Raw genomic sequence first — 12328 nt, 5'->3', positions numbered from 1 at the left:
CGCAGCCGACCGACCTACCGGTGCCGCCCGACCGAGGAGCTGATCCGGGCGAGCCCATCGAGGAACGACGGCTGACGAGTGGACCATTTCTGGTGCGTTGCCTCGATCTCCAGTGCGGCGGCGTGGCTGTCGAGCAGCGGAGCCTCGCGGAGAACCCGAACCAAGCGGCGGGTGTACTCGGGATCGAGGCGGGCCAACCTGGATGCCGCGGCGGCCGCCACATCCACGACAGCTTCGTCCGGAGCGACCACCTCGGCCACCAGACCGATGCGCAGGGCATCGGCAGCATTCCACGTTTGTCCGAGCAGAAGACCCCCGACGGCTGCCTGATGGCCGACCGCACGGCTGAGCATCCATGTGTGACCACCCCCTGGGAAAATGTTCAGCTCCGCGAAGCGGCAAATGAACTGCGCCGATTCGGCCGCGAACCGGACGTCGCAGGCGAGAGCGAGGTTGAAGCCGGCTCCCACTGCGGGTCCGTTGACGGCCGCGATGGTCAACAGGGGTGAGTGAAGCACGCGCAGGAAGCCGGAGTACACCTCCCGGATGAGCCCGAAATCCCCCTCGGCGGCACGCGCCAGCGTCTCCAACTCCGCCCCGGCACAGAACGCTGTCCCGGTGCCGGTGACGACGAGTGCCTGCACACCTGGAGTGGCCTCTAGTTCGTCGAGGGCGGTCGCGATGTCGCGCACCAGCTCGGAGGAGAGAATGTTGCGCCGGTCGGGATCATTGAGGGTCAGCACGGCGACGGCGCTGCTCGTCCGTTGGACGTCGACGAGGGCACTCATGGCACTCCATACATTGTCGGGCGGCCCGGGAGGCCGATGCATTTTCTGTGTCTCTCTGCCTTCAGCGGCTTGCAACCAGTGTGGCTGCCAGACTTGCGGAGAGCCGGCCGATGACACTGTCGTGCTCAAGCGCGCCGACAAAGAAATGGTGCGGCGGTGGCTGATCAGACAGGTGGGGACGCCGAGGAAAGACCTCACGGATGTCGTCGCATCGTTTTGAGCGGATCCGCAGGCGGTGGAAGACCAGGCGGATGCCGCAGAGCAGGCGCCGGTACTCGTTGCGATCGTAGCGGCGGTCCGCGACGAGCGTGTCGGTTCGGTGTCCGGGTCGGTCGGCTGACGACGGCGGATACGGCGGGGACCTTGTCGAGCAGGGCAGGAGTTGCGTGAACCGCTCGACCAGCACGCAAAGCTCGTCCGAGACGATCCACTGACGCAACCCCTCGTCCGTCACCGTCCGCAGGCGGAGGCAGCGAACCTCTGTCCGGCCAGGGTCCAAGTCCTGGCGCTCGGCTCACCGGAGCCCTTGACGGACCGGCCGTACCACTCCCCGCCACCTTGTTCTTTGCAGCGGGGGACGCCTCTCCGTGAGACAACGGACCAGGACCTCCTCCGGCTCGACAAGCGCGGCTCGGGCTGTACGGACGTACACTCAGCCATTGCCTTGAGCTGCTGCCGAGCTGTCGCCCTTTGGGTACTGCCCGCGAAGCCCTGGTGTGACCTTCCCGCCCACCGGGTGCGTGGAAGGCTCCTCCATCGAGAGTGCCCGGCGGATATCGTCATGAGTCGGCGATCCACGCCCACAGGTCACTGACCGGGTCCACCCCGGCGATGAGCCTGTCCGCCCAGTAGTGCTCGTTGCCGAACTCCTCACGCCATGACCAGAGCGCCATGGTGTGCCGGTGCAACTCGTACTCCCGCGCTGTCCCGATCGCGCCGTGCACTTGATGGGCTATGCGACTGGCCTCCTCTGCGGCCTGCGACGTGCGTATCCGCGCGGTGGCCAGCCGTGGGTCGCCCACCAGTGGTGCGACTGCATTGGTGGCGTCGAGCAGCACGCGCACTGCGGCCTCTGCAGCGGCGACCTCGCCGGCGAGCACGGCCAGGTGCTGCTGCACGGCCTGGAAGGCCACCAGGCGTCGGCCGAACTGCTGGCGGCTGGTGACGTGGGCGACCGACAGCTCACGGAGCCGCCGCAGCGCGGCGAGCGACTGAACACACCGGGCCAGGGCCCCGCCGCACACCGCCAGATCGATGACGTCCTCGGCCGGCCGGTCCAGCGGTGTGACCTTGCCGGCGGGAAGCGACTCAAGGCGGACGTCCCCCCAGGGGGCGCCATGCAGCGCGGTGCCGCGACGATTGAGGGCGTCAGCAGCATCCACAGCGGCCAGGACAGCAGTGGAGCTGTCCGATCCTGGTACTACTACCAGGAGCCGATCGGCCCACGGCGCCCAGGCCACGCGGTCGGCTGATACCGAGATTCGCCCCTGTGGATCCCTGGTCGCCACGGCGGGTACCACGACAGCAGGGCCGGGCCCGAGGTCCGGCGGCCGCCCGCTGACCGTCGACAACACGGTGTTGGTCACCAGAAGCACGTCAGCTGCTGGAGAAGGCCAGCCGATGCTGGTCACAGCGTCTACCACGCTTACCGCATCGGCCAGATCACCGCCTTCTCCACCGCGCTCCGGAGAAAGTCCCACCCCCAGCCACCCGTCGGCGGCGAGGGCCTTGGTAACGGCCCGACCTGCCGACTCGTCCCAGGAGCCCTCAGGTCTGTCCTGCGGACGGCCGCCCAGCAGGGAACGGACGGCGCCACCCACCTCACTCATCATGCCGTCACCACAGCTCTTGCCACGATCCCGCGAAGGATCTCGTTGGTCCCGCCGCGCAATGTTCGGTCGGGCGCATGCAGGATCGCCTCGGCGAGCAGCCGCTCAAGGTCACACTGCGATTCGGTATCGGGGACTGCAGGCGACATGGCGCGGGCCAGGCTGACCACTTTGCTCTCGAACCTAGTGCCGAGATCCTTCACCAGGGCACTGTCGACCGTGGGGACCTCGCCCCGGCTCAGTGCCTCGGCGACTGCGGTCGACAGTGCCCGCAGGCTCTGAAGCTCGGCGAGCAGAGCACCGAGAGCGGTCGGACGAGCGCTGCTGCCGCGCACCAGGGCGCGCAGCAGCGGCATCGTCGACATGAAGCGCTCGGGCCCGCTGCGCTCAAGGGCGAGTTCCTCCATGACCTGGTTCCAGCCCTGGCCCCGCCTGCCGAGGAGGTCGTCATCGCGGAGCATGACATCGTCGAACAGCACCTCATTGAAGTGATGGTGACCGTCGAGGCTAATGATCGGCTGGACTGTGACGCCCGGCAGGCGCAGGTCGACGAGGAACTGTGACAGACCGGTGCGGCGGTCTCCGTCCTCGGGCGCGTCCGTACGGCAGAGCACAAGCATGTGGTGGGCGGCGTGGGCATGGCTGGTCCAGATCTTCGTGCCGTTCAAGCGCCACCCACCGTCGATCTCGGTGGCTTTCGTACGGACCGCCGCAAGGTCGGAGCCGCTTTCAGGCTCCGACATGCCGATCGAAAAGTAGCACTCGCCGCGCACGATGCCGTGCAGGTAACGCTCACGCTGCTGGGTGGTCCCATGGCGCAGCAGGGCGGGACCGACCTGCCGGTCAGCAAACCAGTGAGCTGCGACAGGGGCGCCTGCGGCCAGCAACTCCTCGATGACGACGTAGCGCTCAAGAGGTGTCCGCCCGCCACCGCCGAACTCCTGCGGCAGAGTCATCCCGATCCAGCCGTGTGCACCGGCGACACGGCTGAATTCGGGGGAGTGCGCCGTCATCCAGGAGTCGCAGTGTGCCTTCGCACTGAGTGCTGACATGTCCTGCTCGATCTGGGCCCGTGTCGTATGGCGGAGCTCCCGAATGTGCCCGTCGATGTCGAAACCTCCCGCATCGGACAACGAATGCGCTGATCGTAGGAAGGACTCCACAAGGCTGTCAACATCTATGTTGATTGATGAGCTGTCCGATCGAGTGGCACCAGGTGTGAGGCCGGGCGACCTGCGATCACGTCAGCGTGCACAGCGCGTCCGCGCCGGGTGCTTTGTCGAAGTGCTGTACCCGCACGGTCTCCTCCCGGCCGGCAACTCGGCGGGCATCCGGAGTGAGGCGTGATCCCGGGTGGCGCGACGCCGAACCGGGACCGAGCATGATCGCCCGATGTGTCGCCTCCTCACCCCGGACCAAGTGCGCCTTGTGATGAACGGCGGCGGCCCATGACTGTGATCGAGATGGCGACAAGCTACTGATCAGGCCAACAGTAGGGGCGGCCGGCAGCGACGCCCGGCGGACAGCGCCTCGGGGCTGACCCGTCCCGCTGTGCGTAGATAGGGGCATCGGTGGATGCGGTAGGGCGGGTTTGCCGAGGAGCAGGGCGCTTGATGTCACTTCGGCCGAGGAGCATGCTGGGTTCTGGGGTAAAGGGCGGCTTGTATGCCATGCTGCGGGGGCCCAGGGATGAGTGGTCCCAATGAATAATGATGGTGGCGTGAGTCCGGATCGGGGTGACACGCATCCGCATGCCGCGCTGGATGAGACCGCTGTAGTAATGGTTGGCGAGAGGGACACCGTTACGGCATGGGGCACCGGAGCCGCTCAGCTCCTGGGCTATGCAGCGGGTGACGTCGTCGGGCAGCCTGCGGCTTGGTTGCTCGTTGACGGCCTGCCCGAGGCAGTCAGAATCTGCTGCGCAGGGATGAGGGCATGGAGAGCGCCGCTCGTACTCCGGCATGCGGACGGGCATCCGGTACGGGCGTCAGTTCAGGGCCTGCCGCTGCTGGACGCCGCCGGGGAGACCCAGTGGTGTCTGACCCTTGCCGGCCCGCCGCCGGATTCCTCAAGCCGGCGAAACCAGCCCGGTAGGGCGCTGCTGCGTGCCCGGGGGCTGGATCAGTTGCCGATACCGGTGGCACTTTTCGATTGCCGAGGGCGGCTCGTCGCGACCAACGCCATCTCAGAGCGGCTGGTCGGCAGGGTGGAACAGCAGGTGCTTGGTCTGCCTGCCGGTGAGATGGAGCCCGGCCGGGTACTGCCTGGCCTGGAAGAGCTGGGCCGTATCGTCGAGCAGGTGCTCAGGACTGGGGCGCCAGCGTCCCATGAACTGTACATGCCTTTCCCGGGGGACAGCCGGGAACACGCCTGGACCGCACTGTTCTCCCCGCTGAAGGACCATACAGGGCGGGTTGAGGGTGTATCCGCGATGGCTTTCGACACCACCGAGCAGTATCAGGCACGCCGACGGCTGGAGGTGCTCGACAAAGCGAGCATGCGCATCGGGACAACCTTGGACCTGGCCCGTACCGCCGAGGAACTAGCCGAGGTGGCCGTCGGCTGCTTCGCCGATTTCGTTGCCGTCGACCTACTCGACGCGATCCTGTCCGGCGATGACTCGGAACCCGCCGCCCCCGTCTCTCTCGTCTTCCGCCGGGTGGCCCAGCAGTCGGTTTTGGAGGGATGCCCCGAGTCAGTGATCTCACTGGATGAGCGGCACACCTACCATGAGCAGTCACCACCGGGCCAGGCCCTGGCAACCGGCAGAGCGATGCGTCATCCCGTTGTTGAGGAAACCCGGATGTCATGGGCGATCGGCGTTCCAGAGCGTGCCCACAGCATGCGTACCTACGAGGTCCACTCGACCATGGTGGTACCGCTCCAAGCCCGCGGCACCACCCTGGGAGTTGCGCTCTTTGCTCGGCACCGTACTCCGGAGCCCTTCGACGACGGTGACCAGTCGCTGGCTGAGCAACTCGCAGCTCGTGCCGCAGTGTGTGTGGACAACGCTCGCCGATACACCCGCGAGCGGAACACTTCGCTGGCCCTGCAGCGCAGCCTGCTCCCCCGGGAAGCGCCCCGGCAGACAGCCGTGGAGATCGCCTCCCGCTATCTGCCGGCCGAGCCCCGGGCGGGGGTGGGCGGAGACTGGTTCGACGTGATTCCGCTGTCCGGAACGCGAGTGGCGCTCGTGGTGGGCGATGTTGTCGGCCACGGCATCCAGGCTTCAGCAACCATGGGATGGCTGCGTATGGCCGTACGGACCCTTGCCGACGTCGACGTGGCGCCGGACGAACTGCTCACCCAACTCGACGATCTCGTCCTACGCCTGGACCGCGACGAGGAGGGGGCAGGGTATTTCCGTAGTGGGTCAGGCGAAATGGGGGCAAGTTGCCTCTATGTTGTGTACGATCCAACATCCGGTCACTGCTCGATGGCACGAGCCGGGCATCCGGCACCTGCTTTGGTTACTCCCGATGGGAATGCGTATATCCCCGACCTGCCAGCCGGACCTCCCCTTGGTCTGGGCAGACTGCCCTTCGAATCGGCGGAGTTCGACCTGTCTCAGGGGAGTGTGCTGGCGCTCTACACGAACGGCCTGATCCAGTCAGTCGGGCATGATGTCGACGCCGGACTCGCCTTGCTGCGCGATGTGCTGTCCCGCTCGGAACTTTCGCTCGAAGAGCGCTGCGATGCCGCATTGCGAGTGCTGCTGCCCGATCAACCAACGGATGATGTCGCGCTCCTGTTGGCACGCACCCGCCTCCTGGATGCCGAGCACCACGTCTCCTGGGACCTGCCCGTCGATCCCGCTGTGGTCTCCGGGGCGCGCAGAAGCGTCTGTGACCGGCTTGTCTCCTGGGAGTTGGAAGACCTCTCCTTCACCACCGAACTGGTGGTCAGCGAGATGGTCACCAACGCCATCCGCTACGGGGGCAGTCCCATCCGGCTGCGCCTGATCCGGGATGATGACTGTCTGATCTGTGAGGTCTCGGATGGCAGCAGCGCCGCCCCTCATCTGCGCCGGGCCAGGGTGTTCGACGAGGGAGGCCGTGGCCTGCTGTTGGTTGCCCAGCTCACTGACCGGTGGGGAACCCGTCATGTTCCCGAGGGAAAGATCATCTGGGCGGAGCAGGCGCTTACGAGCCCCAAGGCAGCCGGCCTCGATGCGCCCGGGCTCCCCTTCATGTTCGAGGAAGAGTTGTTGTGATCCGGGAAGCGGAGGGGTGGCAGGCCTGCCTCGGGCATCCACGTCCGGCGCGCCCTTGCGGCTCGCTCGTCCCGCGTCCGGTGACGCTCACCATCCTGGTCTCGGGCCCATGAGCGCGAACTCACCCATGAATCCATACCAGCCCGGCGAATGGGCGGGAAGTGGTCGGCTGTGCGTTCACAGCGACGGCGCATGTCGGCCGCGCAACGCTCGCCGCACGCGCCCAGCTCGTTGAGCATCAGGCAGCGCAGCTTGGCCCACACCCGGGCCTTGGTTCACTCGGTGATCCGCCGTGAGCGGGTGGCACTGGACCGACCGAACCCGGGGTCTCGGCTGAGGGATCTTGAAACTCGGCTTGGAGACGGTGTTCGCCTGGAGTGCGGACGTAGCAGACGGCTATTGCGCGCTTGCTGCCGACAGCAGTTGGAGTTCCTGCTCGGACAGTGTCAGTTCGGCCGCGGGCAGGATGCCTTGGAGCTGAGCGACGTTACGGGCGCTGGCGATCGGAGCGGTGACCGTGGGCTGTGCCATCAGCCATGCCAGCGCCACGGCGGCGACTGTCGTGGTGTGCGCGGCGGACACTTCATCGAGCGCATCGAGCACGCGTACACCGCGCGCATCGAGGTAGGACATGGCGCCGCCTGGGCGAGGACCGTGGGCACGGGCGCTGGAGACCTCGACCCCGGGACGGTACTTGCCGGTGAGGAAGCCCGCGGCCAAGGAGTAGTAGGGCATGGAAGCCAGCCCCGTCCTTTCCAGCAGTGGGGCTACGTCTTGCTCGTAGCCGCGCTCCACCAGGCTGTAGAGCGGTTGTGTGGCCACGTATCGCGTGAAGCCCTCACGATCTGAGATTTCCAGGGCCTGTGCGAGGCGTTCGGTGGGATAACGGGATGCACCGATGTAGCGCACCTTACCCGCCCGGACCAGTTCGTCGAAGGCTCCCAGGGTCTCCGTGAGCGGAGTTTCGGTGTCGTCCACGTGTGCATACAGCAGGTCGATGACATCGACTTGGAGACGGCGCATACTCGCTTCGGTGTTCCGCCGGATCCTCTGCGCGCTGAGGCCGCCGGTCATGCCGTCTGCAGCGCCGATCTTGGTGGAGACGACCATGCGGTCACGACAACCACGTGTGTGCATCCACTCACCGATGATCGTTTCGGACTCACCGCCCTTGTTCCCCGGACTGAATTTCCAGTACACGTCGGAGGTGTCGAAGAAATTCCCGCCGGCTGCGGCGAATGCGTCCAGGACAGCGAAGGATTGCTCTCGATCGGCGGTCCAGCCGAACACATTCCCGCCCAGGCAAAGAGGAAAGACGTCGAGTTCAGTGTTGGCGATTCTTTTCACCTTCGCGACGCTAGCCAGCACTCAATCGGTTGTCAACATGAGTGTTGATGAACGTCGTTGGGAGGGGGGCCACAGGAGCACGACGCTGATTGGCCGCTGCGCTCAGTCGCCATGCTCCTGTTGCATGGGCCCGGCCTGCTGGATGACGGGCGAATTCTCAGCAAGGGCCATACAGGCGTTGAGCAGACCGGGCTCCACATCCAGCCCGGCCCTGATCCATGTGCCGTTGCTGCGGTTGTCGGCAGTGTTGGCCACGTGCTCGCGCATCCGTAGATAGATCGACAGGATGTTGGCTGCTGAGAGATCGAGGGCCAGCGTGAGGAAGTGGCTGCACCCGCGTGTGGAGCCGAGGATGCTGAGCACCTCGCGGCGATAGCCTCGCTTGAGGCTGAGCCCCTTCAGTTTGGCCATAGGCGCGATCGTGAAACTGCACATGTCGTACGGCTGGTGCTCGGCATGCGCCTTGATCTCACGGATCACCAGATCCGGGATGCTGATGGTGGCATCCAGCCTTAGATCGTGGATCACTTCGACATCCGTCGGATCCTCGATGGCCACGCTCGTGTCCAAGAGCGTGGCTCGAAGGCTGAGTTCGGCACCCGTGATCGCGGTGACATCGAGTGTTTTCTGCCGTCGAGCGCTGCGGCGGATGGGCGGGAGATGGCCGTCGGAAGGACCTCTGCCAGTGGGCGTGGACGGGCTGCTCATCGTGGGTCTCCTGAACCGCTGTAGTGCCTCGGAAGCAAGGTGTCAACGCACATGTTGACGGAGTGTAGCCTACGCTCCGCGGACCCGCCGCTCTTCGCTGGCCCAGTACGGCTCACGCAGAACCTTGCGCTGGATCTTGCCGACCGGACTGCGGGGGAGGGGGGCGTCGCGGAACACCACTGTCTGCGGCTTCTTGTACGACCCAAGTGTCTGCGTGCATGCAGCTACAATCTGATCCTCGTTCAGCGAAGCGCCGTGCTCGCGAACCACGACAGCCAGTGGGGCCTCACCCCACCTCTCGTGGGGCACCCCGAAGACCACTGCTTCCTTGACCCCCTCAAGTGACTGGATTGCCTGCTCCAGTTCTGCGGGCCAAATGTTGAATCCTCCAGAGACGATCATGTCGTCGACGCGGTCGACGACATACAGGTAGCCCTGTTCGTCCAGCCGGCCGATGTCTCCGGTGTGTACCCAGCCGCCGCGCAGTCGTTCGCGGCCCGTTGGTTCGTCTCCCCAGATGCCGGTCATCTGGCCGTCGCAGCGGACGACGATCTCACCCTCCTGGCCGGGGGGCAGGGACTGGTCGTCAGCCCCCCTGATGTCCAGTTCGGCGAAGGGCATGACGCGCCCAGCCGCCCGTATGGTGTCGGAATCGGGCGGGCCGCTGAACCACTCCTTCGAGCCCATGAAAGACACCGGAACGGCCTCGGTCTGTCCGTACATCTGGAACAAGCAGTTCCCGAACACCTTGTGTGCCATGAGGGCTGTCCTGGTGCTGATCGGCGCGCCTGAGATCATCACCGCCTTGAGCGACGGCAACTCCTGGGGCACGCCCCGGGTCGAGTCGACAATGTCGGCAATCATGGTGGGAACTGCGAAGAACCAGCCGATGCCGTCCTTCTTGATACGCTCCATGAAGTCCTTGCCGTCGAACCTGCGGTCCAGGAGGTTGCAGCCGCCGGCCAGCCAGACGGGGAGGAAGAGGTACCCCGAGCCGTGGCTGATCGGCCCAACATGCAGGCACTTGTCCCCGCGCTCGACCGGCGGAAGCATGTAGAACCAGTCGCGGGTGGTGTTCATCCAAGCGCGATGCGTGTAGGCGATGCCCTTGGCGCGGCCTGTGGTCCCCGCAGAGTGACGGATGATGAACACGTCATCCAGATCGATATCCGGGTTTGGATCCGTCGCCGGGAACGTGCTGAGCCACTGCTCGTAGCCGTCGTCGCGCACGATAACGGTTACTCCGGACAGCTCGCCCGCGATGGCGTCGAGTTCATGAGCGTATTCCTGGGAGACGACCACGGCTTTGCACTGCGTACCCAGGATCATGCTCAGGTGGGCCTCCGCGGAGTTGCGGCGGTAGAGCGGGACCCGCACCAGATTGGCTGCCACGGTCCCGGCGTAGAAATCGACCGCCTCGACGCAGTTGTCTTCCAGTACGGCGACACGGTCGCCGGGCTGCAATCCGGCGGCGATCAGCGCATTGGCCAATCGTAGCCCGCGGTCCCATGCCTCGCCGAAGGTCAATGTCCGGTGGCCGCTGACGGCGGCCGGCAGATCACGATGAAACCGGGCCGATCGCCGCATGGCGCTGCGAACGTCCAACACGATCCCCACCTCCTTGTTTGCGATCAAGCCCGCCGGGATCGGCGTGCGCACTGCGGTGTGGGGCATATGGAAGCGCGCCACTCCAGCGAGTGTCAACATCAGTGTTGACGCTGGGCCGGAGAATTTCTACACTCGCGACATCGGTCATCGCGATTCGTCCCAGGGGCCGCACAGGGAGCGATGAGGGAGCGTCGGTGCAGCTCAGAGCCCTGGGACAACTTCCGGTCGAGCCGACCATGCTGATCTGATCAGGAGAGCAAGGGGCGAGGGAGGCCGGACCGCGACTCGACAAGACTGCCCAGTGACTGGGCTGTCATGGGGACCACGAGGTGGTGGAGGGCTGCCATAACCAATCGCCGGATGCGCCGACCTGTGTATGTGGGTGGCCGCAGAGCCTCGGCCTGGTGGCTCTCGCCTGTGGGGATGACGCCGGCTGTACATGCGGGTGTGACACGTGATGGATGGACTGGTTGGCCGGCCGATCCGAGCGATGGCCGCCACCAAGAAACCGCCGGAGAACGCCGGTATGCAGATCCGCCAGGCGAGCGGGCCCTGCCCCGCCCAGCGCGCGGTGCCGCTGGCTTCGCCGATTCCGCCGGTCTGAAACAAGTGTCTTGTGGCCTCTCTCCGGCCTTCCCTCGGCATACGAGCTGCGAGTGTCAGCTGCACTACGTGCCCACCGCGATCTCTCGAAGCCTGGCCCAGCTCCACATCACTTTCCCTTCCAAGAGTCCTGACCGAATTGATGACAGGGAGGAACCAACAGATGCGCTACGTGCGGAGTTTCGCGGATCACCCGACGGATCCGGCTGTCCACCAACCGGAGTTTCTCGCGCACCTTGAGTCGTGCTCGGTGATCAAAGGTGGCATCCCTGCCGGTACTCAAGCCGACCCGTTGCACTACCATCCCGTCGACCAGTTCTACTACGTCCTGGAAGGCACCATCGAAGTGCAACTCGGCACCGAGAGGCTCCGGGCTGAACCACATACGTTGGTGCGAATTCCGGCCAGGACACCCCACTTCGCTGCGAACCCCGGGACAGACCACGTCCTCCAGGTCGAGCTGCTTCTACCTACTCATGTGCCGGCGACTGGCGGACGTATGACCAAACTCGTCGAGTACTGCGACGACCTTGGCGGCCCTCCGCCCACTGGCTGTCTGCGCCCCGTCGCGACGGACGGCTGGCTAAGGCCCCTACCGGAGGTCGGCGTGGAGATGCAGGTTCTGGCGAACCGTGCGACCGGCTCGGACAAGGGCATGGTCGCCGTCTCCCGAACAGAAGTGGACGCCACAGTTCCGCCCTACCACTCACACGAATTCGACGAACTCATCTTCGTTCTCGCCGGCACCCTTGCCGTGGACATCGGAAGCGAGCGGAGGAAGGTCAGGCCTCACGAACTTGTCATCATGCCCGCGCGAGTTCCGCATCGGGCCTGGAACGAAGGACCGGAACCCGAGCAGCACCTGACGATCATCACACCGGAGCCCGACAGCCAGAACCCCGCGGACTGGCTGACCGAGGTCGACTTCTCGGCCAGGAGGTAGAGCACGGCGAGCGATCTGGCGACATGGGGGTGACGGACGGTGTGGGGTCGTGGCACCGTCCGTTGATCCTTCCTGAGTCGCGGACGGCCGGGGCGACGCCGGCGAACTCGGCGAGCCGGTCGGCGCTGTCGAATGCGTTCATGTCGCCGCCGGGGGCCGCGAGGAACTCGGCGCCGAGGAAGGGCCCGATGCCGGGCATGCGATCCACAACCACTTCGGCCGTCACCGACATCCCGCCGAGCACGCGTATGGGCGGTAGACAACGGAACTGGTCACCGTAGGTTGTCGC

General features: G+C 65.7%; 9 protein-coding genes and 2 pseudogenes. 3 read left to right on the top strand and 8 right to left on the bottom strand.

Going from position 1 to position 12328, the window contains the following annotated elements; translation table 11 throughout:
* Positions 1–14: 14 nt before the first annotated feature.
* From ACFYTE_RS14270 to ACFYTE_RS14255, 4 genes are all read right to left on the bottom strand, one after another.
* Positions 15–788, bottom strand: a complete 774-nt coding sequence (locus ACFYTE_RS14270) for an enoyl-CoA hydratase-related protein (RefSeq protein ID WP_388709309.1) — start codon at positions 786–788, stop codon at positions 15–17.
* Positions 789–849: 61 nt separating this feature from the next.
* Entirely contained in the window at positions 850–1242 is a 393-nt protein-coding gene (locus ACFYTE_RS14265; protein WP_388709307.1) for a hypothetical protein, read from the bottom strand.
* A gap of 325 nt (positions 1243–1567) precedes the next feature.
* The gene (locus ACFYTE_RS14260) at positions 1568–2170 is read right to left on the bottom strand and encodes an acyl-CoA dehydrogenase family protein (protein ID WP_388709305.1); all 603 of its coding nucleotides are present in this window, start codon (positions 2168–2170) and stop codon (positions 1568–1570) included.
* A gap of 446 nt (positions 2171–2616) precedes the next feature.
* Positions 2617–3780 carry an acyl-CoA dehydrogenase family protein gene (locus ACFYTE_RS14255; RefSeq protein ID WP_388709303.1) on the bottom strand — a complete coding sequence of 388 codons (1164 nt, stop codon included), beginning with the start codon at positions 3778–3780 and terminating at the stop codon, positions 2617–2619.
* A gap of 539 nt (positions 3781–4319) precedes the next feature.
* Here ACFYTE_RS14255 and ACFYTE_RS14250 point away from each other — a divergent pair.
* Positions 4320–5015, top strand: a pseudogene (locus ACFYTE_RS14250) (PAS domain-containing protein); the annotation flags it as partial.
* 33 nt (positions 5016–5048) lie between these two features.
* Positions 5049–6830, top strand: a complete 1782-nt coding sequence (locus ACFYTE_RS14245; protein ID WP_388709673.1) for a SpoIIE family protein phosphatase — start codon at positions 5049–5051, stop codon at positions 6828–6830.
* 396 nt (positions 6831–7226) lie between these two features.
* Here ACFYTE_RS14245 and ACFYTE_RS14240 read toward each other — a convergent pair whose 3' ends face one another.
* The 3 genes from ACFYTE_RS14240 to ACFYTE_RS14230 all read right to left on the bottom strand — a co-directional run bounded on the left by ACFYTE_RS14240 (position 7227) and on the right by ACFYTE_RS14230 (position 10574).
* Positions 7227–8177: an aldo/keto reductase gene (locus ACFYTE_RS14240; RefSeq protein WP_388709302.1), complete on the bottom strand. Its 951-nt coding sequence runs from the start codon at positions 8175–8177 to the stop codon at positions 7227–7229.
* A 102-nt stretch (positions 8178–8279) separates the two neighbouring features.
* Entirely contained in the window at positions 8280–8885 is a 606-nt protein-coding gene (locus ACFYTE_RS14235) for a DUF2889 domain-containing protein (protein ID WP_388709301.1), read from the bottom strand.
* Between the two features lie 69 nt (positions 8886–8954).
* Positions 8955–10574 carry a class I adenylate-forming enzyme family protein gene (locus ACFYTE_RS14230; protein ID WP_388709299.1) on the bottom strand — a complete coding sequence of 540 codons (1620 nt, stop codon included), beginning with the start codon at positions 10572–10574 and terminating at the stop codon, positions 8955–8957.
* Between the two features lie 685 nt (positions 10575–11259).
* Between ACFYTE_RS14230 and ACFYTE_RS14225 the strand changes: the two genes are divergently transcribed.
* Entirely contained in the window at positions 11260–12039 is a 780-nt protein-coding gene (locus ACFYTE_RS14225; RefSeq protein ID WP_388709297.1) for a cupin domain-containing protein, read from the top strand.
* A gap of 43 nt (positions 12040–12082) precedes the next feature.
* Here the strand turns inward: ACFYTE_RS14225 and ACFYTE_RS14220 are convergent.
* Positions 12083–12238, bottom strand: a pseudogene (locus tag ACFYTE_RS14220) (transposase); the annotation flags it as partial.
* Positions 12239–12328: the final 90 nt, after the last annotated feature.

The organism is Streptomyces sp. NPDC004629 (assembly GCF_042873595.1).
In the GTDB taxonomy this organism is placed as follows: Bacteria; Actinomycetota; Actinomycetes; order Streptomycetales; family Streptomycetaceae; genus Streptomyces.
This window is presented reverse-complemented; position numbering and strand designations above follow the sequence as displayed.

Coding starts and splice junctions, on each gene's coding strand:
- ACFYTE_RS14270 (WP_388709309.1), bottom strand. CDS start 788: ATGAGTGCCCTCGTCGACGTCCAACGGACGAGCAGCGCCGTCGCCGTG.
- ACFYTE_RS14245 (WP_388709673.1), top strand. CDS start 5,049: ATGGCTTTCGACACCACCGAGCAGTATCAGGCACGCCGACGGCTGGAG.
- ACFYTE_RS14235 (WP_388709301.1), bottom strand. CDS start 8,885: ATGAGCAGCCCGTCCACGCCCACTGGCAGAGGTCCTTCCGACGGCCAT.
- ACFYTE_RS14225 (WP_388709297.1), top strand. CDS start 11,260: ATGCGCTACGTGCGGAGTTTCGCGGATCACCCGACGGATCCGGCTGTC.